Genomic DNA, 21,859 nt, shown 5'->3' with positions numbered 1-21,859 from the left:
CTCTGCTGGTGAACGCGTATCCCCTCTGTGAGACTAATGATTGGGATTATGGATTCGAGGATGAGCAGCGTGAACGTGTCCGGCTTTGCCGCCAAGCCAGTGCGGATTTGGCAGGTCGCCATTTTGGCGGCGGCGGGCGCGATCGGAACGGCGGGCCAGGCTGACGCAGCGTTTTATTATTGGACGGATTATTCCGACGGGTCCTACTACGCCCGGCAGGACCGGCATCCCGACATTCCGCGCCAGAGGCCGCCGCAGAAGCGCGGCGCCGCGGGCAAGAAAGCCACCGTCGCCGAGAAGGAAGCCGGCAGCAAGCCGCAAGGACCCCTCGTCATCGTGGTCTCGATCGATCGGCAGAAGGTGACCATCTACGACACCAACGGCGTGTTCGCGGAATCTCCGGTGTCGACCGGCATGAAGGGCCATTCGACGCCGATGGGTGTCTTCAGCGTCATCCAGAAGCACAAGTTCCACCGCTCCAACATCTACAGCGGCGCGCCGATGCCGTACATGCAGCGGATCACCTGGTCCGGCGTTGCCATGCATGCCGGCGTGCTGCCGGGCTATCCGGCTTCGCATGGCTGCATCCGCATGCCGATGGCGTTCGCGGTGAAGATGTGGAACTGGACCAAGATGGGTGCGCGCGTCATCGTCACGCCGGGCGAGATAACGCCGCACAGCGTCCAGCATCCATTGCTCGCCTCGCTGCGCGTGCCGCCGCAGCCCGCGGCCAGCCTGGAGCCTCAGACCAATGCCGGCGACAAGGCCGACAAGGGCGCGGCCGCCAAGGTCACCGACGCCAAGCCGATCGAGACCAGAACCGCCAGTGCCGAGCCGGCGCCGGAGCTGCGCTCGTCGGTCGGCCACACCGTCATGTCGGACATCACAACGGGCAATGCATCTGTCCGCGCGGACGCGGATGCGACGGCGGTTGAGGCCGAGGCGAGGTCGGAGACGAAGACCGCCGAGAGTGCGGAAGCGCCCAAGGCTCCAGCGGCGACCGACGACAAGGTCGAGGCTGCCAAAAAGTCTGACACGAAGCCAGGAGCGGCGAAGCCCGAAACGGCGAAGGCTGAAGCTGCCGAGTCCGCCAAGAAGCCCGATGCCGCCGTCACGGCCACGTCGCCTGCGCCGGATGCGAAGAAGGACGATACCCGCCTCGCCGATCCAGTGCCGGCGGCAAAGCCGGACGCGCCGAAGCGGGCCGGCCAGATCGCGGTCTTCATCAGCCGCAAGGATTCCAAGCTCTATGTGCGCCAGAATTTTTCGCCGCTGTTCGAGGTGCCGGTGACGATCTCAGCGAGCGAGCGGCCGCTCGGCACGCATGTCTTCACAGCCGAAATCGACAAGGCCGATTCCAATGCGCTGCATTGGTCGGTGGTGTCGCTGCCCGTCACCGCCCGCTCAGCCGCGCGCGAGGACGACAACCGCGTCACGCGCCGCAAGGGTGGCGCCGTCGTGATCCCCACCGCCGCAAAGCCGGTGGTGACGCCGGACAGCCCGACCGAGGCGCTCGACCGCATCTCGGTGAGCGCCGACAGCATGGCCAAGATCAACGAGATGCTGACCTCCGGCGCCTCGATCATCGTCTCCGATCAGGGTATCAACCAGGGCGAGACCGGCGAAGGCACGGATTTCATCGTTCGTCTGTACTAACGCGCGATAACGCGGTGTTGAGCGACCCGGTCACGTCGGCGGAGTAACATGCGCCCCGGATCATTTCGGGGGACGCCGTCATGATGAACCGCAGGACAGTGCTCATCGCGGCGCTTGCAGGCGCAGCCGCGCCGGTGGCGCGCGCCTATGCCGATGCCGGCATGAGCCGGGTCTCGGCCTACGCCTTCTCCTTCCCCGCATTGGCAGGCGACGACATCCGACTCGCTGCCTTCACAGGCAGGCCACTGCTGGTGGTGAACACGGCATCGCTCTGTGGCTACACGCCGCAATATGCCGGCCTGCAGGAGCTCTGGGGCGAGTTTCGCGAGCGCGGGCTCACCGTGATCGGCGTACCCTCCAACGATTTCGGCAGCCAGGAGCCCGGCGGTACCAGTGAGATCACGGAGACCGCGCACCACCAATACGGCGTTACCTTCCCGATCGCGGCCAAGGCCGTGGTGATCGGTGCCAAGGCGCATCCGTTCTACAGATGGGCGGCCGAGGCGCGACCGCGGGAAGTTCCCCGCTGGAACTTCCACAAATACCTGATCGGCCGCGATGGCTACATCGCCGAAGTATTTCCGTCCGCGGTCGAGCCAACCGACACGCGGGTCAAAACCGCCGTCGCCAAGGCGCTGGCCAGCTGACACGACGCGAGGCCAAATCGGGTTGGGCACAATTGCGGCGGGATCCCAAACAGCCGTTGCAATGTCGAGGGCGCACCATCTAGGCTAGGGTCGTTTGGGGCGGGAAGGTTTGGCCGAGGCGAAAAGCCACGGCGGAACAACGGGATCAATCTCGAGGACAACACCATGCGCGTGGCGGCAGGACTGATTTTGGCAAGCGCGATGTCTCTAGCAATGACGGGCGGGGCGCGGTCGCAGGCGCCGGCCGCCAAGCCCACCGCGGCCCAAGCGGCAGCGCCGAACGCCGCAGCGCCCGCTGCGGCCCCGGCAGCTGCACCCGCACCGGCCGCCGCGCCGGCAGGCTTCGTCAATCCACCCCCACCGAAACAGGCGCCGCAGCCGGCGCGCGCGGCCTGCAACACGCAAGGCGCGCTCGGTGTCGCCCGTACCGTCGAGATCGACACCACCGGCGGCCCGGGCTTCGGGTTCGAGCACTTCAAGGAGCTCGACTTCCTGCGCGAGAAGGAAGTCGTGCTGACCTTCGACGACGGCCCCTGGCCGAAGAACACACCCGCCGTGCTGAAGGCGCTGGCCGATGAATGCACCACCGGCATCTTCTTCTCGATCGGCAAGCACGCGACCTACGAGCCGGAGATCCTGAAGCAGGTCTATGCGGCCGGCCACACGGTCGGCACTCATACCTGGTCGCACGCCAACCTCAACAACAAGAAGCTCACCGAAGCGCAGCGCAAGGAAGAGATCGAGAAGGGCCTCTCCGCTGTGAAATGGGCGCTCGGCGGCATCTCACCCTCGCCGTTCTTCCGCTTCCCGGCGCTCCAGCATCCGCCAGAGATGGTCACCTATCTCGGCAACCGCAACACGGCGATCTTCTCCTGCGACATCGACTCCTTCGACTTCAAGGCCTCGAAGCCCGAAAAGGTGATCGAGACCGTGATGAAGAAGCTCGACGCCAGGGGCAAGGGCATCATCCTGATGCATGACTTCCAGAAGCACACCGCCGAAGCCCTGCCCGAGCTGCTCAAGCGCCTGAAGGCCGGCGGCTACAAGGTGGTGGCCATGCGCGCAAAATTCCCTGCATCGACGCTGCCCGAATACGACCAGGAGCTTCTCAAGGACGTCAAGCTGCCGACGGTGAGCCAGCGCCCGGTCAATTCCGTGGTGACGACCGTTTCCGAATAGCCCGAACTTGTCTTTCCGTTTCGAAGGCTACGTCATCGTCTCCGCGGACGGCATGCTCGCCGATGCGTCGCACATCATGCCCGAGACGTTGAAATTCGAAGGCGACAAGCTGTTCTTCGAGCAGGCGCTCGATCGCGCCGCGCTGATCGTGCACGGCCGGCACTCGCACGAGCAGCAGCCGAACTCGCCGAAGCGCAAGCGCCTGATCCTGACCCGCAAGATCAAGGCGCTTACCGTCGATCCGGAGATGCCGAACGCCACATTATGGAATCCGGATCACGCAAGCTTCGAGGAGGCCTGCGCCTTCGCCGACGTCGCCCCCGGCACCGTCGCGGTCATCGGCGGCCCCGTCGTGTTCGACATGTTCATGGACCGCTATGACACGTTCTGGCTCTCGGAAGCCCCTCACGTGCGGCTACCCGGCGGCGAAGGCTGTTTTGTCGGCGTGCCCGAGCGGACGCCGCATGAGGTGCTGGCCTCGCATGGAATGAAGCCAGGCGCGCCCTACCTGCTCGATGCGGCGCATGACGTGACCGTCACGCCATGGCACAGGGTGGATTAGCCCGCGGCCGTGCCCCGGTAGCGTAGTCCACCTCTCTTCTGTCCGGGGCGAGAGACAGTGCTGGGTTACGCCCAGCGACTGCGCTTCGCCGAGCCGGAAGGCTATCCTTACGAGCGCAGCCTCCTACGCGTCCCCGTAGGCCGCCTCGGCCGGACGCGTGGTGCGGCCGTAGCCGATGATCATGCAGAGTGCGCCGATGATCGCGATGTTCTTGAGCGCGTCGACCAGCATCTTGGCGTTGTCGGGCGGCACCTGGTTCCAGAAATCGTAGAACAGGACGGTTGCGACCGCGACGTAGATGATCAGCAGCATCGCAAAGAAGCGCGCGCCGAAATTCAGCGCGATCATCAGGCCTGCGATGATCTCGAGCGCGCCGATCGCGATCGCCAGCAGCTGCGGTGTCGACATCGCGGTCGCCGTCTCGACCTGCTTGGCGTAAGGCGCGACGACCTCGGGCACCACGACCTTTGCCGCGATGAAATCGGCGGTCGCCTGGATGGCAAAGAGCTTGGTGGCGCCCGTGTAGATGAACAGAACGGCGAACAGGGTCCGCCCGAAAGTCACGAACGCTGGCATGATCGGCCTCTTGGCTCAGGCTTTTTGAAATCGGAACTCGGACGAGAGCGCGAGGGATTATGATGAGTCGTGCGCCGGTTTACAAACGGGGAAATGAAGAACTACGAGCAATTCAAAAGTTGGCGGCGCGGTCCCGTCTCCCTTCTTGTGGGAGAGGGTGGCTCGCCGCGAACCGGCGAGACAGGTGAGGGGTACCCATCAGCACGGGCAACTCTCGCGATCGAGACTCGCGGAGAGAGACCCCTCATCCGGCGCTTCGCGCGACCTTCTCCCACAAGGGGAGAAGGGTTTGCACCGCCGATGACGCTACAGCTCGCCCCTACGTAAACAGCGTCGGCTGCTGCCGTGCCGCGCGCTCCTGCGCTTCCACGACCGCAACCGCGGTCATGTTGAGGATGCCGCGCGCAGTCACCGAGGGCGTGAGGATGTGCGCCGGGCGCGCCGGGCCGACCAGGATCGGGCCGACGGGCAGCGCGTCGGCCAGCGACTTGATCATCTGATAGGCGACGTTGGCGGTGTCCAGCGTCGGCATGATCATGATGTTGGCCTCGCCCTCCAGCTTGGAGTGCGGCAACACCATGCGGCGGGCGGCCGCTGAGAGCGCGGTGTCGCCCTGCATCTCGCCGTCGGCCTCGATCTCCGGATGCTTGTCCTTCAAGAGCTGCGTCGCCCGGCGCATCTTGCGCGAGGATTCGGTGTCGTAGCTGCCGAAATCCGAATGCGAGACGAAGGCGATCTTCGGCTTGATGTTGAAGCGCTGGACGTGGACCGCGGCGAGCGAAGCGATCTCGGCGAGCTCCTCCGCGCTCGGATTGGGGCGGACCTGCGTGTCGGCGATGAAGAACGCGCCCTTGCTGGTGATGAGCAGCGCCAGCGCGGCGTAATCGCTGATCCCGGGCGAGAATCCGACGATCTCGCGAACATGGCGCAGATGGCTCATGTAGCGGCCCTCCACGCCGCAGAGCATTGCATCCGCCTCCCCTCGTGTCACCGCGAGCGCCGCGATGACCGTGTTGTTGGTGCGCACCACAGTGCGGGCTGCATCCGGCGTCACGCCGCGGCGGCCGGCGACCTCGACATAGGACTGCACGTAGGAGCGATAGCGCGGATCGTCCTCGGGATTGACGAGATCGAAATCACGGCCCGCCTTGATCGACAGGCCGAAGCGCTTGATGCGCGCCTCGACCACCGAGGGACGGCCGACCAGGATCGGCCGCGCCAGCTTCTCTTCCAGCACCACTTGCGTGGCGCGCAGCACGCGCTCGTCCTCGCCTTCGGCGTAGATGACGCGGACCGGCTGGGTCTTCGCCTTGGCGAACATCGGCTTCATGACGAGGCCGGAGCGGAAGGCGAAGCGCTCGAGCAGCGCGCGATACTCGTCGAAATTGGTGATGGGGCGCGTCGCGACGCCGGACTCCATCGCCGCCTTCGCTACCGCCGGCGCAATACGAAGAATTAACCGTGGATCAAAGGGGCTGGGGATCAGCGAGCCGGGACCGAAGCCGCCCGTCTCGCCGGTGTCGAGGCTGCTCTGGGAGACGGCGTCGGACGGCGCCTCGCGCGCAAGCTGCGCGATGGCCTCGACCGCGGCGTGCTTCATCTCCTCGTTGATGGCGCTGGCGCCGACATCGAGCGCGCCGCGGAAGATGAAGGGGAAGCAGAGGACGTTGTTGACCTGGTTCGGATAGTCGGAGCGGCCGGTGCAGATCATGGCGTCGGGGCGCACCTTGCGCGCCTCCTCCGGCATGATCTCAGGCGTCGGGTTGGCGAGTGCCATGATGAGCGGCTGCTCGCCCATCGCCTGCGCCATCTCCGGCTTGAGCACGCCCGGTGCCGAGAGGCCGATGAAGATGTCGGCGCCGCCGATGACGTCGCCGAGCGTGCGCTTGTCGGTCTTCTGCGCATAGACCGCCTTCCAGCGGTCCATCGAGGTGTTGCGGCCCTCGTGCACGAGGCCGTCGATGTCGCAGACCCAGATGTTCTTGCGCTGCGCGCCCATCGACACCAGCAGATTCAGCGTCGCGATCGCCGCCGCCCCTGCCCCCGATGCCACGATCTTGACGTCTGACAGCTTCTTGCCGTTCAGCCTGAGGCCGTTGGTGATGGCGGCGGCGACGATGATCGCGGTGCCGTGCTGGTCGTCATGGAAGACCGGGATCTTCATGCGCTCCTTCAGCCGCGCCTCGATCTCGAAGCATTCCGGTCCGCGGATGTCTTCCAGATTGATGCCGCCGAAGGTCGGCTCGAGCGCCGCCACCGTCTCGACCACGCGATCGATGGTGTCGGCGGCGATCTCGATGTCGAACACGTCGATGCCGGCGAATTTCTTGAACAGGACGGCCTTGCCCTCCATCACCGGCTTGGAGGCCAGCGGGCCGATATTGCCGAGGCCGAGCACCGCGGTGCCGTTGGAGACCACGGCGACCAGATTGGCGCGGGTGGTCAGCGTCGCGGCCTCGGCCGGGTTCTTGGCGATCTCGGTACAGGCCGCGGCGACGCCCGGGGAATAGGCAAGCGCAAGGTCGCGCTGGTTGGCAAGCGGCTTGCTGGCCTGGATCTCGAGCTTTCCGGGGCGCGGCAGTCGGTGATAGGCCAGCGCCGCCTGGTGGAGATCATCAGAATAGGACGACATGCGGTGTCTCGCCTCGCGTTACCGGCCTCAAAATGCACGATCCGGAGCCATCGTCCAAGCGGCGGGTATTTCCGGGTCGTGGAAACCGGATGAAGCACGGCCGAAGGCCCGGTGGCAACATCGGATTGCGCCCCCATCAACAGGGCGCGCGGTCAAATATCTGAAAATCATAGCTTTCCCTGCACCGGGCGACGTTTCGCGAATATGGCAGGTTGCGCGGTGCAAAACGAGCAACTGGAGCTCCGGGTCGCAGTCGATGCCCTCTCCAGCTTCGTCGAAACCTCGGGGCAGACGCTCACCATCAAGCTGACGCCGCTCGGCAAGGTCCCGGTGGTTCAGCTGATGGACGCCTTGAACCAGAGCCGATCGTTGCGCTGGCGCAATTCCGGATCGAGGGGTCGACCGGGTTGGAGGAACACGAGGCGCAACACTTTCCCGTCATTGCGAGCGCAGCGAGGCAATCCAGAGTCCCACCGCAGAAAGATTCTGGATTGCTTCGCTACGCTCGCAATGACGCTATGGAGACAACTCACTTCTGCGGCAGATTCACCCGCACGTGCAACTCGCGGAGCTGCTTGGGGGTGGCTTCCGAGGGCGCGCCCATCAAGAGGTCCATGGCCTGCTGGTTCATCGGGAACAGCGAGATCTCGCGCAGATTCGTGGTGCCGCAGAGCAGCATGACGATGCGGTCGACGCCGGCGGCCATGCCGCCGTGCGGCGGCGCGCCGTACTGGAAGGCGCGGTACATGCCGCCGAAGCGCTCGACCACTTCCTGCTCGCCGTAGCCGGCGATCTCGAACGCCTTCACCATCGCTTCCGGCACGTGGTTGCGGATGCCGCCCGAGGCGATCTCGTAGCCGTTGCAGGTGATGTCGTACTGGAACGCCTTGATGGTCAGCGGATCCTGGCCCTTCAGCGCTTCGAGACCACCCTGCGGCATCGAGAACGGGTTGTGTGAGAAGTCGACCTTCTTGTCGTCCTCGTTGTACTCGTACATCGGGAAGTCGACGATCCAGGCGAGCTCGAACCGCTCCTTGTCGGTGAGGTTCAATTCCTCGCCGACCTTGTTGCGGGCAAGGCCGGAGAACTTCCAGAACTTGTCGGGATCGCCGGCGACGAAGAAGGCGGCATCGCCTTCCTTCATGCCGAGCTGAGCCCGGATCGCAGCCGTGCGCTCGGGCCCGATGTTGTTTGCGAGGGGACCTGCGCCCTCGCCGCCCTCGCGCCACATGATGTAGCCGAGGCCGGGCTGACCCTCTCCTTGAGCCCACGAGTTCATGCGGTCACAGAAGGCGCGGCTGCCGCCGCCCGCGGCCGGGATCGCCCAGACCTGGTTCTTGGGGTCCTCGAGCATGCGCGCGAACACCTTGAAGCCGCTTCCGCGGAAGTGCTCGGAAACATCCTGCATCTCGATGGGGTTGCGCAGGTCCGGCTTGTCGCTGCCGTATTTGCGCAGCGCCTCGGCGAACGGAATCCGGCGCCAGCCTTTCGTCACCGGCTTGCCCTTGGCGAACTCCTCGAACACGCCGGTAATCACGGGCTCCATCGCAGCAAACACGTCTTCCTGAGTCACAAAGCTCATCTCGACGTCGAGCTGGTAGAACTCACCGGGCAGACGATCGGCGCGCGGATCCTCGTCACGGAAGCAGGGCGCGATCTGGAAGTAGCGGTCGAAGCCGGACATCATCAGCAGCTGCTTGTATTGCTGCGGCGCCTGCGGCAGCGCGTAGAACTTGCCCGGATGGATGCGCGAGGGCACCAGGAAGTCGCGCGCGCCCTCCGGCGAGGATGCGGTCAGGATCGGGGTGTTGAATTCGAAGAAGCCCTGCCCCTCCATGCGCCGACGCATCGACTTGATGATCTCGACGCGCGTCATGATGTTCTGGTGCAGTTTTTCGCGCCGCAGGTCGAGGAAGCGATATTTGAGCCTGATGTCTTCGGGATACTCCTGGTCGCCGAACACCGGCAGCGGCAGGTCGCCGGCCGGGCCCAGCACCTCGATTTGGCTGACATAGACCTCGACCTTGCCGGTCGGCAGGTCGTCATTGTCGGTACCTTCGGGGCGACGGCGGACCTTGCCGTCCATCTTGACCACGAATTCCGAGCGCAGCTTTTCGGCCATCGAGAACGCCGGCGAGTCCGGGTCCACCACGCATTGGGTCAGGCCGTAATGGTCGCGCAGGTCGATGAACAGCACGCCGCCATGGTCGCGAACGCGATGGACCCAGCCCGAGAGGCGGGTGGTCTCGCCGATGTTGCTCTCGCGGAGCGCGCCGCATGTATGTGACCGGTAGCGATGCATGGTCGTCCCAAAATCAATGTCGGAGGAAGCGAATCGGACAGCCTCAAACGACCGGTCCGAAGTTGCGGCAGGGTTTACCCCGGGAGGACGGGGGCGGCAACCAAGGGAACGCCCTGTTTTGCGCCTGAGGCAGCCAATTTTGGCTTATCGGGGCTGGAGCCTTTGCCGATGGCCGTTCCAGCCCTATCTTGAGGCCATGACGGTGCATTTCCCCTTCCAGAACTCCTATTCGGCGCTGCCGGATAGCTTCTTTGCCCGCGTCGCGCCGACCCCCGTGGCGGCCCCCAGGCTGATCAAGCTGAACCGGCCGCTGGCGGTCCAGCTCGGGCTCGATCCGGACCTGCTGGAGACCCCAGAAGGCGCCGAGATCCTGGCCGGCAAGACGGTTCCCGCAGGGGCCGATCCCATCGCCATGGCCTATGCCGGCCACCAGTTCGGGCAATTCGTCCCCCAGCTCGGCGACGGCCGCGCCATCCTGCTCGGCGAGGTCATCGACAAAGATGGCGTGCGCCGCGACATCCAGCTCAAGGGATCTGGCCCCACCCCGTTCTCCCGCCGCGGCGACGGACGCGCGGCCCTCGGGCCGGTCTTGCGCGAATACATCGTCAGCGAAGCCATGTACGCGCTGGGCATTCCGACCACGCGCTCGCTTGCCGCCGTCGTCACCGGCGAGCACGTCATCCGCGAGACCGCGCTGCCCGGCGCGGTGCTGACCCGCATCGCCTCCAGCCACATCCGCGTCGGCACCTTCCAGTTCTTCGCCGTCCGCCGCGACACCGAGGCGATCCGCCGGCTCGCCGACCACGTCATCGCCCGCCACTATCCGGAGTTGCTCCATGCCGAGCGGCCCTACCACGCCCTGCTCGCCGCTGTCGTCGCACGGCAGGCCGAGCTCATCGCGCGCTGGCTGCTGGTCGGCTTCATCCATGGCGTGATGAACACCGATAACTCATCGATCTCGGGCGAGACCATCGACTACGGCCCCTGTGCCTTCATGGATGCCTACAATCCCGCGCAGGTGTTTTCGTCGATCGACGAGATGGGCCGCTACGCCTATGCCAACCAGCCGCGCATCGGCTTATGGAATCTGACGCGCCTCGCCGAATGCCTGCTGCCGCTGTTCTCGGACGATCAGGACAAGGCGGTCGCCGAAGCCCAGGACATTCTCGGCGCCTTCGCCGAGACATTCAGTGCCGCCTATCAGGCCGGCCTGCGCAAGAAGATAGGCCTGTTCACGGAGCGCGACGGCGACGAGGCGCTGATCCAGGACCTGCTCGATGCCATGGCCAAAAACCAGGCCGACTTCACCCTAACCTTCCGCAAGCTCGGTGACGCCGCAGGCAGTGAGACCGGCGCCGCCGACGTCCGCGCGCAGTTCATGGACCCCGCAGCCTTCGACGACTGGGCCAAACGCTGGCGCGAGCGCATCGCGCGCGAGCCGCAGAGTGCAGCCGAGCGGCAAGCCGCCATGCACGCCGTCAATCCGATCTTCATCCCGCGCAACCACCGCGTCGAGGCCGTGATCCAGGCGGCGGTGAACAACGACGACTACGCGCCGTTCGAGGAATTGGTGAAGGTGCTGGCCAAGCCCTACGAGGACCAGCCGGACTACGCCGCCTACGCCGACCCACCGCTGCCGGCGCAGCGGGTGCTGCAGACGTTTTGCGGGACGTGAGGCGGGCTCCGCCGCGCACCACCATCTCTAATTGATCCACGTCATGGATTGCGCCTTGCGCTAGTCCCATTCCTGCGCGGCGGGCGATGTGGACACGTCCCGTCCGCGGGAATCGCTGTCATCAAACTGAAACACACGCGCTCTAACGGGCTGGCAGCGCCGTCCTGCCGGGAGGCGCCCGTCCTCTAGACAGTCCCGAACAAAGCGCGCCATGCCCTTCAAATTCATCCATATCACCGACACGCATCTCGCGAACCCCGGGCTGAAGCTCTATGGGCTCGATCCGCGCGCCCGGCTGGACGCGGCGGTTGCGGACATCAACAAGCACCAGTCCAACGCTGCGTTTGCGGTCGTGACCGGCGATCTCACCCATTGGGGCGAGGCGGAATCCTATGCCAATTTCGCCGAGGCCATGGCGGCGCTGAAAATCCCTTACATCGCCATGGTCGGCAATCACGACAAGCGCGTCGCCTGCCTCGACAGCCTGAAAGCCGCCCCGCGCGATGCCAACGGCTTCGTGCAGGGCACACGCACCACCGAGCACGGCCTGTTCGTCTTCCTCGACACGCTGGACGAGACCAGCCACGCCGGCGAAATGTGCGCAAAACGCCTCGGCTGGCTTGCCAGCACGCTCGCGTCCGCGCCAGCCGGCCAGGAGTTCGTCGTGTTCATGCATCATCCGCCCTTCCCGGTCGGCGTGCACGCCATGGACGAGATCGCGCTGAAGCAGAGCGCCGAATTCGCCGAAGTCATCGCGCCCTATCGCTCGCGCATCCGCCATCTCTTCTTCGGCCATGTGCACCGGCCGATCTTCGGCAGCTACGGCAAGATCCCGTTCTCGACGCTGCGCGGCACCAACCACCAGGTCTGGTTCGAGCTTGACGCTGCCGCGACCGAGCATCTCGCTAGCCACGAGCCGCCGGCCTATGGCGTCGTGCTGATCGACCAGGAGAAGCTGGTCGTACATAGCCACGACTTCCTCGACGTCAGTCTGCGCTTCCCCTTCGAGCCACCAGCAGGAGTGGACGGCCGCGACTATGCACTCAATTTCCCGGCGCGGTGAGATGAGCCTCGCTGAACCCGCGGCTCTCCAGGTCGCGACGTCGGCGGGACCGCGTCTGCACGTCCTGAAGCGGTTCTCGAACCGCTTCAAAGCCTCGCTGCCGGCCTATCTGCTGCTGTTGCCCTCGCTGGTCTTCCTCGCGCTGTTCACCTATGGCGCGATGGGCCGCGTCGTCATCGACGCGCTCTATCAGCGCGCCACGCCCAAGGCGCCGCTGCGCTTCGTCGGTATCGACAATATCAGCGCGGTGCTCGCCGACCCCGCCTTCACCGGCGCCGTCGTCAACAATTTGATCTACGCCGTCGGCACGGCGGTGCCGAGTATCGCCCTTGCGCTGTTGTTTGCGCTGGCGCTGTCGCGCACCCATGCCGTGAACAGCGCGCTGCGCGCCGCGCTGTTCCTGCCGGTGCTGATCCCGATGGTCGCCGCGTCCGCGCTGTTCCTGTTCATCTTCCTGCCCAACGTCGGCCTGCTCGACTATTACATCGGCCGGCTGCTGGCGGTGCTACCGAACTGGCTCGGCGACCCCGACATCGCGCTCTACGCGATCATGATCATCACGATTTGGAAGAACGCCGGCTATTACATGCTGTTCTTCCTCGCAGGCCTGCAGGCCGTGCCCGAGGATGTCATGGAGGCGGCGCATCTCGACGGCGCGGGGCCTTATCAGCGGCTTCGCCACATCATCCTGCCGGAGCTCAAGCCCACCTTCCTGTTCGTCACCGTCATCGCGATCCTCAACGCGGTGACGCAGGTCGACCATGTCTTCGTCATGACCCAGGGCGGGCCTTCCAACTCGACCAATCTCGTGCTGTTCTACATCTACCAGCAGGCGGTCGAGCACTACGATGTCGGCAAGGCCTCGGCGGCGACGCTGCTGACGCTCGCCGCGCTGATGGGGCTCACCGCACTGTCCTTCCGCACCATGGCGAACCGGGAGGGCGGGCCATGAAGCTGTTCACGGCGCTCTGGAAGGACGCCCCGCTCGCCACCCGCGGCGAGATCACCCCCAAGCTCGGCTTCCTGCTGACCGTGCTGCTCGCGTTCGTCTGGCTCATCCCATTCCTGTGGATGGGCGTTGCGACGCTGCGCCCGGCCTCGGACGGCATCAACGCGATGGCCGAGCTGATGCCGAGCATGAAGCCCACGCTCGACAATGTAAGGGACGCCTGGGAGATCGGCGATTTTCCGCGCTACACGCTCAACACCACGATCATCTGCAGCGGCATCCTCCTGGTACAGTTCTTCACCATCACGCTGGCCGGCTTTGCGTTCGCGCGCCTGAACTTCGCCGGGAAGACGCTGATCTTCTACCTGTTCCTGATGCAGCTGATGCTGGTGCCGGTGCTGCTGATCGTGCCGAACCTGAAGCTGGTGGCGCAGCTCGGCCTTTACGACACGCTCACCGGGGTGATGATGCCGTTCTTCGCCTCGGCGTTCGGCACCTTCCTAATGCGCCAGGCGTTCGAGGCGATCCCGACCGAGCTGGAAGACGCCGCCCTGATCGACGGCGCCAGCCTGTTCCAGCGCATGCGCCACATCTACGTGCCGCTGTCGATGCCGAGCTTCTCGGCGTTCGCCATCATCTCCGTGACCAGCCACTGGAACGACTTCCTGTGGCCGCTGATGGTGATCAATTCGCCCGACAAGCGGCCGCTCACGGTCGGCCTCTCCGTGTTCACCAAGACCGCCGAAGGCACCCAGGCCTGGGGCACCATCGCCGCGGGCACGCTCATGGTGATCGCGCCGCTGCTCGTCACCTTCCTGATCTTCCAGAAGCGCTTCATCAGTTCTTTCGTCACCTCAGGCATCAAATAGGAGATTTTCCGATGCTGTTTTCCCGCAGGCTCATGCTCGGCCTCGCCATGGCAGGCTCTTTTGCCAGCGCCCTCGCCTTCCCGGCTCTCGCCGGCGAAGGCCCGAGCGAGATCGACCTGTTCTTCCCCGTCCCCGTCGACGGCAAGCTCGCCCGCGACATGGGCACGTTGATCAAGGAGTTCAACGAGACCCATCCCGACGTCAAGGCGACCGCCGTCTACACCGGCTCCTATGACGACACGCTGATCAAGACGCGCGCATCGATCAAGGCCGGCAAGCCGCCGGCCGCCGTGATCATGTCGGCGAACTTCCTGCTGGACATGCAGATCGAGAACGAGCTCACCAATCTCGACGGCCTGATCGCCGCCGACGGCATCACCAAGGACCAGTTCCTCGGTCAGTTTTTCCCGGCACTGCAGGGCAACGCGGTGATCAACCGCTCGGTCTACGGCGTGCCGTTCCACAACTCGACACCGCTACTCTACATCAACGCCGACAAGGCCAAGGAAGCCGGCCTCGATCCGAGCAAGCCGCCGCAAACCTGGGCCGAGCTCACCGACTGGGCCAAGAAGCTCACCAAGCGCGAGGGTGACAAGGTGATCCAATGGGGCATCGCGATCCCCTGCGCCTACGACTATTGCGGCTGGATGATGGAAACGCTCACCATGAGCAATGGCGGGCGCTACTACAACGAGGAGTTCGGCGGCGAGGTCTATTACGACACGCCCTCGATGCTGGGCGCGCTGACCTGGTGGAATGATCTCATCGCTAAGCACAAGGTGCATCCGCCCGGCGCCACGCCCGGTCCGGCCGTCAGCACCTCCTTCATCTCCGGCAATGCCGCGATGATGATGCTGTCGACGGGCTCGCTGACCTATGTGCGCGACAACGCCAAGTTCGCCTACAAGGTCGCCTTCATCCCGCGCAATGTCCGCAACGCCGTGCCGATCGGCGGCGCCTCGCTGATCATGCCGGCCGGGCTCGAGGCCGACAAGCAGAAGGCCGCCTGGACGCTGATCAAGTGGATGACCTCGCCCGAGAAGAGCGGCTGGTGGAGCCGCGCCACCGGCTATTTCGCGTCCAACATCGCCGCCTACAAGACGCCTGAGATGGTCGACTTCCTGGCCAAGAACCCGGACGCCAAGACCGCCGTCGAGCAGCTCGACGTAGCAAAGCCGTGGTTTGCGACCTACAAGACCGTCCCCGTCCGCAAGAACCTCGAGGACGAGGTGATGCTGGTCCTCAACGGCAAGAAGCAGCCGAAGGAGGCCCTCGCCGCCGCCCAGAAGGCTGCCGACGAGACGCTGAAGCCGTACAACGCGGAGACCTCGCTGAAACTGCCGTAAGGCCGGCAGTTCATCGCACGACCATCGTTCGGCGCTCCGCAACCGGGCGCCGAAATCGTTTTGGGGCGCCCAATCCCATTAACCTCGCGTCCACCATCCGACCGCGCCTGCCGCCGGTAACCATTGGAATTAACAGACCATCAACGCACCCCCGACAAATCTACCAATGTTTCTGGAGATTTCGCCGTGGATCTGTTGGTTTTCGAGTTCCTGGGACTGGCTCTTGTCGCCATGTGCGTGTTGGTGGTGGCGCTGCCCTGCGCCCGGAAATCCTCGCAGCGGGTGCGTTACGAATAGGAATTTCGTCGGAAAGCGGCGATTCCGGGCCGGTGCAAGGCTCGAATTCGCTTAGAGCCCCTTGACATCACAGCACTTTCGGCAGAACGGCTGATATCAAGTGTCATGGGCCGTTCATGGATTTGATTACCACCACCGCTGACCTCGCGGCTGCCTGCAGCCGGCTGGCCAAGCACCCCGTCATTACCGTCGATACCGAGTTCCTGCGCGAAACCACCTATTACCCGCTGCTATGCGTGGTGCAGATGGCCAGCGCCGAGGAAGCCGTGGTCATTGACGCCCTCGCCCCGGGCATCGACCTCAAGCCGTTCTTCGAGCTGATGGCCAATGAGGGCGTGCTGAAGGTCTTCCACGCCGCCCGGCAGGACATCGAGATCATCTGGCATCAGGCCAACATCATCCCGCACCCGGTGTTCGACACCCAGGTCGCCGCCATGGTGCTCGGCTACGGCGACAGCATCGCCTACGACCAGCTGGTCGAGAAGGTCACCGGCCACCGTCCGGACAAGACCCACCGCTTCACCGACTGGTCGCGCCGGCCGCTGACCAAGGAGCAGATGCACTACGCGGTCTCCGACGTCACCCATCTGCGCGACGTCTTCGCCGCGCTCGATGCCGACCTGAAGAAGCGCCGCCGCAGCGAATGGGTCTCGATCGAGATGGAGATCCTGACCTCGCCGAGGACCTACGACTTCCATCCCGAGCGCGCGTGGGAGCGGCTGAAGACGCGCGTGCGCAAGCCGAAGGACCTCGCCGTCCTGATGGAGGTTGCGGCCTGGCGCGAGCAGGAGGCACAGAGCCGCGACGTGCCGCGCGGCCGCGTACTGCGCGACGAGGCGATCACCGACATCGCCACTCACGCCCCGAACACGCTGGAGAAGCTCGCCCATCTGCGCTCGGTGCCGAAAGGCTTCGAGAAGTCGAAATGGGGCGCGGACATCGTCGCCGCGGTCGAGCGAGGGCTGGCGCGGGATTTCTCGACGCTGCCGAAGCTGGAGAAGCCCCGCAACAATTCCAACGGCGCGGCCATCGTCGAGCTGTTGAAGGTGCTGCTGCGCATGACCGCCGAGCGCCATGCGGTCGCGAGCAAGGTGATCGCGACGGTCGACGACTTGGAGGAGATCGCAGCCGACGATGCCGCCGACGTCCCCGCCTTGCGCGGCTGGCGCCGCGAGCTGTTCGGCGAGGCCGCCCTGAAGCTCAAGCGCGGCGAGCTGGCGCTGGCCATCGAGAAAGGCCGCGTGATCGGGGTTCAGCGGGCGTAAGCGGCCGCTCCGCCCTCCCCATCGTCATTGCGAGGAGCTCTTGCGACGAAGCAATCCAGACTGTTTCCGAGGAGGAATTCTGGATTGCTCCGCTACGCTCGCAATGACGGATTTGATGCAGCAGCGTGCCCTACGCCGGCGTCAGCTTCGCCACTTCGCCCTTCATGTCGTTCAGCACGCCCGCGATCGCGGCGACCAGATCGTCTATCTGGGCCTTGGTCGTGATCAGCGGCGGGCAGATGGCGATGGCGTCCAGCATGTTGCGCGAGATCACGCCGCGCTCCTGCAGCATGCGGCTGGCGATGCCGCCGACGGCACCGGGGGTCGCCGCGGCGGTCTTGCGGGTCTTGTCGAGCACGAGCTCGAGCGCTGCGATCATGCCGACGCCACGGACCTCGCCGACCAGCGGATGGCTGGTGAGCTCGCGCAGCTTGCCTTGCATGTAAGCGCCGAGCTCGGCGGCATGCGCGACCAGGCCGCGCTCCTCGATGATCTTGAGGTTCTCGAGCGCGATCGCCGAGCCGACGGGATGGCCGCCCCCGGTGAAACCATGGCCGAGCACGCCGATCTTGTTGCTCTCGTCCGCGATCGGCTCGAACATGCGGTCATTCAGGATGACCGCCGACAGCGGGAAATAGCTCGAGGTGATCTGCTTTGAGACCACCATCGCGTCGGGCTTGATGCCGTAGGTCTCGCAGCCGAACATCTTGCCGGTGCGGCCGAAGCCGCAGATCACCTCGTCGGCGACCAAGAGGATGTCGTACTTCTTGAGAACCGCCTGGATCTTGTCCCAATAGGTCGCCGGCGGCACGATGACGCCGCCCGCGCCCATCACCGGCTCGCCGAAGAAGGCCGCGATCGTATCCGGCCCTTCCTTCTGGATCAGGGCGTCGAGCTCCTCGGCGCGGCGTGTGGCGAAGGCTTCCTCGCTCTCGCCGGGCGCCCCGTCCTTGTAGAAATGCGGCGATCCCGTGTGCAGGATGTTCGGCAGCGGCAGATCGAACGAGCGATGGTTGTTCGGAAGACCGGTGAGGCTGGCGGATGCGATGGTGACGCCATGATAGGCACGCAGGCGGCTGATCACCTTCTTGCGCTGGGGCTGACCGAGCGCATTGGAGCGATAGGCGATCAGCTTCAGCACGGTGTCGTTGGCTTCCGAGCCGGAATTGGTGAAGAACACCTTGCTCATCGTGGCAGGCGCGAGCGCCACCAGCTTCTCGGCGAGGTCGATCGAGGGTCCGTGCGATTTGGCGGAGAACGTGTGATAGAACGGCAGCGCCTGCATCTGCTTGTGCGCCGCCTCGACCAGACGCTTCTCGTTGAAGCCGAGCCCGACGCTCCACAGGCCCGCCATCGCCTCGAAATAGCGCTTGCCCGCCGCATCGAACACGTAAGGCCCCTCGCCGCGCTCGATCACCAGAGGACCGGCCTGCTGATGGGTGCGCGCGTTGGTGTAGGGATGGAGCTGGTAGGCTACGTCCCGGGCCTCTTGCGAATTGGGCAGCATGGACATTTGCGAAATCCTTCGAATAGTCGCGTCGCCGGGCGCGGCCAGCTTCGTCACGTGATGATCCAATTACTTGGCTATTGCGCCGAGGCAAAACTTGCAACGCCAATTCGTCGGCAGCAAGCGCTCAGCAGCGTTGCAGAAAGCCGCACACCGCCAGCTTGCAGACTTGGTAGCTTGCAGAGCTTGCCAGTTCTCATGCCGCGCCGTCGTCATCGCCATCGTCGGCGGCGGCAGCGGCCTCCCTCACCTCGACGAGCGCCATCGAAAGCAGGTAGACCGTCGTGGGCAAGCCGATGCGGCGCGCCCTCTCGGTTGCGCGCGATAGCTCGCTCGCCAGCTCCTTGAGCTCTTCTCCCCGTGACAATGTCCCACCCACCCGCCGATCGCAGCCGCCTACGCCGCAAGGGCGCCGCTGGTTTTAATCAGTTCGGCGCTGGATTGGATTGTAGCAAAATTTCCGACAACATTCACTACCGCTTGCTTGTAGGCAGCGGCATCGCCCATTCCCGGTTGTCGGCAGGCCACGGCATCGGCGACTACCTGGTAGTGGTGGCTGCGGTGAAACCCCTCGACGGCAGTGGCCAGGATGGTCTCCTCGAGCGAGAAGCCGATCAGCACGCAGCGCCCATTGCGGATATTGGACTTGTAATCCACGAAGCGCGACGAGCTGTAGGCCGAGGGCAGCGGATGTTCGAACGTCATCTCGCCGGGCCGCGGCTTCGCCTCAGCGATCCAATCGGTCAGCCTCGATGCCGGATTGAACCAGGCGGCTTGGGCAATGCGCTTCAGATGCATCACGGGCCAGAGCTTGTCCCGCCAGAGCGTCAGGAGTTCCAGACAGCGCATGGTGGCGGCCTCGCCGTCGAGGATCACGTGGCGCCGCCCGGGGGTCAGATACTCGACCTGGAGATCCGCACAGATCAGGATCGGCGGGTCGTCGGTGATGGAAGCCAGCATTGTCTTGCGTTTGGCTGCACCAGTTTCAGCGATCGGCGAGTGCGAGGTCCCGCAGCGGCGAGGTCACCGCCCGCCCCGCCGAGGCGTCGAGCACGCCCGGCCGATCCCAATCGCCCTCGGGACGGATGATCACGTAAGGATCGCTGTCCAGCGTGATGGCGTCCGGCCCGGGCTCGATCTCGAGCAGCATCTCTGTGTAGGAGAAATCCGAGAAGGTGATCTTGCGGTTGTGGCCGAGCGGCTTCGCGCCGAAATGGGCCCAGAAGTCGACGAGCCGGTCCTGCGCCTGGCCGTAGATCTTGCGAAAGCCCTTGCGCTTCACATAGTCGACGCTCGCCTGCACCAGCTTGAAGGAGACGCGCGAACGCCGATATTGGTGCCGGACCGCGAGCCGCTCGACCTTGGCGAAATCGCCGAAGAAGCGCACCCGCAGGCAGCCCGCGGGCTCGTTGCCGACATAGCCGATGAAATGCGCGGCGACCATGTCGTTGCCGTCGAACTCCTCCTCGAACGGACAATCCTGCTCGGCAAGATAGACCGCCGAGCGAATGGCGGTGACCAGCATGAGATCGCTGGGATCGCGCGCGAGGCGGATGGTGATGGCGCGGGAGTCGGGCTTGGCGAGAGGAATCCTAGTGCCGTGCATCTGCAAAACTCCTTGCTTGGATGATCGCACCCGGCATGCGCATCGGCTGCCGATGCCACGGGCGTTCGTAGCACCACAGGTCAGGTTGAAAGCTCGGAACCGGCTCGAATCCGGTCGCCTTCATGATGTCGCGTCCGGCCACGGTTGACGGCTGCGCATAGCAATCCGCGCCGCGAAATCTTACCTGTCGCAGATGAGCCGCGGCCTTGCCGAGTCCCGCGATGCCGCGCCCCGTCGCAGCGATCGCCCAGATATAGATGGCAGCAACGTCTTCCCTTGCGGAAGCGAGATAGTGCGTTTCGGGCGCGTTGAGGCAGATCTCGTCGAGCAGCAGCGCATCGTGTCCGCGGTCGTTGAGAAACAGGAAAGCCATGCCGCCGAGCAGGCGGCCCTTCCGGCTGAATGTCAGGATGCTCTGGGGATCGAACGTGTGATATTTCGCAAGCTCCGCCGTCCCGATCTGCACACCCGGCACGAGCCGGTGCGCCATTTCCGAAAGCGCCGCAATTTCGGAAAATTGCGCGCAGCGGACGTCGACCTCGGGACTGAGCGGCAGCGCGTCGAAATCATGCCTTGCGGCAAACGAGCCTCTTTCCATAGCCGGATCGTCCCTCTATCGTTTGCGGCTTTCATGCCCCGCTATGACGAGCTTAGCGGTTGGGGATCAGGAGTATGCATCAGTTATTGCACCGGGGTGCTGCGATGATGCAGCACCGTGACGAAGCCCTGGGCGCGTCCTGGGACGATTTGAAGCTGTTTTTAGCTTGCGCAAAATATAAAAGTTTCCGCAACGCCGCCGAAGAGCTCGGCCTCACCTCGACGACGCTGATGCGCCGGATCGATCGTCTGGAAGAGAGCATCGGCTGCAAGCTGTTCCTGCGCGACCAGAGCGGGCTCACGCTCAGCGACGAAGGCACTGCGATGATTGCCGACGTTGCGCATATGGAGCGTCACGCCTTCAACGTCTTCCGCCGCGCCTCGCGCTCGTCGAACGATACGTCGGGCACCGTGCGCGTTGCGGTGACGGAAGGTCCGGGCAATTTCTGGATCCTGCCGCGGCTGATCGATTTCCAGAAGACCTATCGCAAGATCACCGTGGACCTGCGCTGCGCGATGGAGCAAGCCGACGTCGCGCGCCTGGAATCAGACATCGCGATCCAGCTCGAGCCACCGACCAATCCCGATCTGATCGTTGCCAAGCTCGGCCGAATGCACATCTATCCTTTCGTCTCCAGGGAATACGAGAAACTGTACGGCCTGCCGGCGACGCTAGCCGATCTGCAGGACCATCGCATCATCAAGCAGAATGCGCCCCAGGTCGACGACAGCGCCTATGCCCGCGTGCTCGGGCTGAAATCGCTCGAGGGTATCGTCGGCATCAAGACCAATTCCTCCGTCGGCGTTCTCTATGCGGTGGAGCGCGGCGCCGGCATCGGCTTCCTGCCGACCGTGTCGATCGCGCTCGGCGCACCGCTCGTTGCCGTGGATCTCGGCGTCAGCCATCACGCCGATCTCTGGCTCACCTATCACAGGGAGTTTCGCGCCTCCGAGCGCCACAAGATCGTGGTCGACTGGTTGAAGAAGATCTTCGATCCCAGGACCTATCCCTGCTTCCGCGACGAGTTCATCCATCCGAACGCGCTGGTGCCGATGATGACGGCCGCGCGCGAAGGTTTCGGATTGACGGGTTACGTCGCGGCGACGCCGGCTTAAGGCAAAGGCGAGCTC

19 protein-coding genes are annotated in these 21,859 nt (G+C 64.7%); 11 read left to right on the top strand and 8 right to left on the bottom strand.

Annotated features, from left to right (window positions below; genetic code table 11):
- The first annotated feature begins 60 nt into the window (after positions 1-60).
- From ACNJYB_RS17920 to ACNJYB_RS17905, 4 genes are all read left to right on the top strand, one after another.
- Positions 61-1,656, top strand: coding sequence for a L,D-transpeptidase family protein (locus tag ACNJYB_RS17920; protein WP_439375142.1), 1,596 nt, complete (start codon positions 61-63; stop codon positions 1,654-1,656).
- A gap of 80 nt (positions 1,657-1,736) precedes the next feature.
- Positions 1,737-2,303, top strand: a complete 567-nt coding sequence (locus ACNJYB_RS17915) for a glutathione peroxidase (RefSeq protein WP_439375141.1) — start codon at positions 1,737-1,739, stop codon at positions 2,301-2,303.
- A 165-nt stretch (positions 2,304-2,468) separates the two neighbouring features.
- Positions 2,469-3,482 (top strand): polysaccharide deacetylase family protein, encoded by a 1,014-nt coding sequence (locus ACNJYB_RS17910; protein WP_439375140.1) that lies wholly within the window; start codon positions 2,469-2,471, stop codon positions 3,480-3,482.
- Positions 3,483-3,489: 7 nt separating this feature from the next.
- Positions 3,490-4,044: a dihydrofolate reductase gene (locus ACNJYB_RS17905; RefSeq protein WP_439375139.1), complete on the top strand. Its 555-nt coding sequence runs from the start codon at positions 3,490-3,492 to the stop codon at positions 4,042-4,044.
- A 123-nt stretch (positions 4,045-4,167) separates the two neighbouring features.
- Here the strand turns inward: ACNJYB_RS17905 and ACNJYB_RS17900 are convergent, their stop codons facing one another.
- The 3 genes from ACNJYB_RS17900 to aspS form a co-directional block, all read right to left on the bottom strand.
- On the bottom strand, positions 4,168-4,620 hold the full coding sequence (locus tag ACNJYB_RS17900) for a DoxX family membrane protein (protein WP_439375138.1): 453 nt from the start codon (positions 4,618-4,620) through the stop codon (positions 4,168-4,170).
- Between the two features lie 319 nt (positions 4,621-4,939).
- Entirely contained in the window at positions 4,940-7,252 is a 2,313-nt protein-coding gene (locus ACNJYB_RS17895; RefSeq protein ID WP_439375137.1) for an NADP-dependent malic enzyme, read from the bottom strand.
- Positions 7,253-7,781: 529 nt separating this feature from the next.
- Complete coding sequence (gene aspS, locus ACNJYB_RS17890; protein WP_439375136.1) at positions 7,782-9,554, bottom strand: aspartate--tRNA ligase; 1,773 nt, start codon at positions 9,552-9,554, stop codon at positions 7,782-7,784.
- A 196-nt stretch (positions 9,555-9,750) separates the two neighbouring features.
- Here aspS and ACNJYB_RS17885 point away from each other — a divergent pair, with 196 nt between their 5' ends.
- The 6 genes from ACNJYB_RS17885 (at position 9,751) to rnd (ending at position 17,018) form a co-directional block, all read left to right on the top strand.
- On the top strand, positions 9,751-11,229 hold the full coding sequence (locus tag ACNJYB_RS17885; protein ID WP_439375135.1) for a protein adenylyltransferase SelO: 1,479 nt from the start codon (positions 9,751-9,753) through the stop codon (positions 11,227-11,229).
- Positions 11,230-11,440: 211 nt separating this feature from the next.
- Entirely contained in the window at positions 11,441-12,292 is an 852-nt protein-coding gene (locus tag ACNJYB_RS17880) for a phosphodiesterase (protein WP_439375134.1), read from the top strand.
- 1 nt (position 12,293) lies between these two features.
- On the top strand, positions 12,294-13,244 hold the full coding sequence (locus ACNJYB_RS17875; RefSeq protein ID WP_439375133.1) for a carbohydrate ABC transporter permease: 951 nt from the start codon (positions 12,294-12,296) through the stop codon (positions 13,242-13,244).
- Positions 13,241-14,110, top strand: a complete 870-nt coding sequence (locus ACNJYB_RS17870; RefSeq protein ID WP_439375132.1) for a carbohydrate ABC transporter permease — start codon at positions 13,241-13,243, stop codon at positions 14,108-14,110. Before ACNJYB_RS17875 ends, ACNJYB_RS17870 begins: the two co-directional genes overlap by 4 nt.
- Positions 14,111-14,121: 11 nt before the next feature.
- A complete protein-coding gene (locus tag ACNJYB_RS17865; RefSeq protein WP_439375131.1) occupies positions 14,122-15,456 on the top strand; it encodes an ABC transporter substrate-binding protein in 1,335 nt (444 codons plus the stop codon).
- A 413-nt stretch (positions 15,457-15,869) separates the two neighbouring features.
- Positions 15,870-17,018 (top strand): ribonuclease D, encoded by a 1,149-nt coding sequence (gene rnd, locus ACNJYB_RS17860; RefSeq protein ID WP_080137879.1) that lies wholly within the window; start codon positions 15,870-15,872, stop codon positions 17,016-17,018.
- Between the two features lie 130 nt (positions 17,019-17,148).
- Here the strand turns inward: rnd and ACNJYB_RS17855 are convergent, their stop codons facing one another.
- From ACNJYB_RS17855 to ACNJYB_RS17835, 5 genes are all read right to left on the bottom strand, one after another.
- Complete coding sequence (locus tag ACNJYB_RS17855) at positions 17,149-18,531, bottom strand: aspartate aminotransferase family protein (protein WP_439375130.1); 1,383 nt, start codon at positions 18,529-18,531, stop codon at positions 17,149-17,151.
- Positions 18,532-18,721: 190 nt separating this feature from the next.
- The gene (locus tag ACNJYB_RS17850) at positions 18,722-18,892 is read right to left on the bottom strand and encodes a hypothetical protein (RefSeq protein WP_439375129.1); all 171 of its coding nucleotides are present in this window, start codon (positions 18,890-18,892) and stop codon (positions 18,722-18,724) included.
- A 29-nt stretch (positions 18,893-18,921) separates the two neighbouring features.
- Positions 18,922-19,485, bottom strand: coding sequence for an isochorismatase family protein (locus ACNJYB_RS17845; protein WP_439375128.1), 564 nt, complete (start codon positions 19,483-19,485; stop codon positions 18,922-18,924).
- A 25-nt stretch (positions 19,486-19,510) separates the two neighbouring features.
- Positions 19,511-20,131: a GNAT family N-acetyltransferase gene (locus tag ACNJYB_RS17840; protein ID WP_018645421.1), complete on the bottom strand. Its 621-nt coding sequence runs from the start codon at positions 20,129-20,131 to the stop codon at positions 19,511-19,513.
- Entirely contained in the window at positions 20,118-20,729 is a 612-nt protein-coding gene (locus tag ACNJYB_RS17835) for a hypothetical protein (protein WP_439375127.1), read from the bottom strand. The genes ACNJYB_RS17840 and ACNJYB_RS17835 overlap by 14 nt, the downstream gene beginning before the upstream one ends.
- 74 nt (positions 20,730-20,803) lie before the next feature.
- On the opposite strand from ACNJYB_RS17835, the gene ACNJYB_RS17830 reads away from it, so the two are divergent.
- Positions 20,804-21,844, top strand: coding sequence for a LysR family transcriptional regulator (locus ACNJYB_RS17830; RefSeq protein WP_439375126.1), 1,041 nt, complete (start codon positions 20,804-20,806; stop codon positions 21,842-21,844).
- The last annotated feature ends 15 nt before the right edge of the window (positions 21,845-21,859 follow it).

Source organism: Bradyrhizobium sp. SMVTL-02 (assembly GCF_051853005.1).
GTDB lineage: Bacteria > Pseudomonadota > Alphaproteobacteria > Rhizobiales > Xanthobacteraceae > Bradyrhizobium.
This window is presented reverse-complemented; position numbering and strand designations above follow the sequence as displayed.

Bases quoted from the DNA above. Each gene is read 5' to 3' on its own strand.
- ACNJYB_RS17920 (WP_439375142.1), top strand. From the start codon at position 61: ATGAGCAGCGTGAACGTGTCCGGCTTTGCCGCCAAGCCAGTGCGGATT.
- ACNJYB_RS17915 (WP_439375141.1), top strand. From the start codon at position 1,737: ATGATGAACCGCAGGACAGTGCTCATCGCGGCGCTTGCAGGCGCAGCC.
- ACNJYB_RS17910 (WP_439375140.1), top strand. From the start codon at position 2,469: ATGCGCGTGGCGGCAGGACTGATTTTGGCAAGCGCGATGTCTCTAGCA.
- ACNJYB_RS17900 (WP_439375138.1), bottom strand. From the start codon at position 4,620: ATGCCAGCGTTCGTGACTTTCGGGCGGACCCTGTTCGCCGTTCTGTTC.
- ACNJYB_RS17895 (WP_439375137.1), bottom strand. From the start codon at position 7,252: ATGTCGTCCTATTCTGATGATCTCCACCAGGCGGCGCTGGCCTATCAC.
- aspS (WP_439375136.1), bottom strand. From the start codon at position 9,554: ATGCATCGCTACCGGTCACATACATGCGGCGCGCTCCGCGAGAGCAAC.
- ACNJYB_RS17885 (WP_439375135.1), top strand. From the start codon at position 9,751: ATGACGGTGCATTTCCCCTTCCAGAACTCCTATTCGGCGCTGCCGGAT.
- ACNJYB_RS17880 (WP_439375134.1), top strand. From the start codon at position 11,441: ATGCCCTTCAAATTCATCCATATCACCGACACGCATCTCGCGAACCCC.
- ACNJYB_RS17875 (WP_439375133.1), top strand. From the start codon at position 12,294: ATGAGCCTCGCTGAACCCGCGGCTCTCCAGGTCGCGACGTCGGCGGGA.
- ACNJYB_RS17870 (WP_439375132.1), top strand. From the start codon at position 13,241: ATGAAGCTGTTCACGGCGCTCTGGAAGGACGCCCCGCTCGCCACCCGC.
- ACNJYB_RS17865 (WP_439375131.1), top strand. From the start codon at position 14,122: ATGCTGTTTTCCCGCAGGCTCATGCTCGGCCTCGCCATGGCAGGCTCT.
- rnd (WP_080137879.1), top strand. From the start codon at position 15,870: ATGGATTTGATTACCACCACCGCTGACCTCGCGGCTGCCTGCAGCCGG.
- ACNJYB_RS17855 (WP_439375130.1), bottom strand. From the start codon at position 18,531: ATGTCCATGCTGCCCAATTCGCAAGAGGCCCGGGACGTAGCCTACCAG.
- ACNJYB_RS17845 (WP_439375128.1), bottom strand. From the start codon at position 19,485: ATGCTGGCTTCCATCACCGACGACCCGCCGATCCTGATCTGTGCGGAT.
- ACNJYB_RS17840 (WP_018645421.1), bottom strand. From the start codon at position 20,131: ATGCACGGCACTAGGATTCCTCTCGCCAAGCCCGACTCCCGCGCCATC.
- ACNJYB_RS17835 (WP_439375127.1), bottom strand. From the start codon at position 20,729: ATGGAAAGAGGCTCGTTTGCCGCAAGGCATGATTTCGACGCGCTGCCG.
- ACNJYB_RS17830 (WP_439375126.1), top strand. From the start codon at position 20,804: ATGCATCAGTTATTGCACCGGGGTGCTGCGATGATGCAGCACCGTGAC.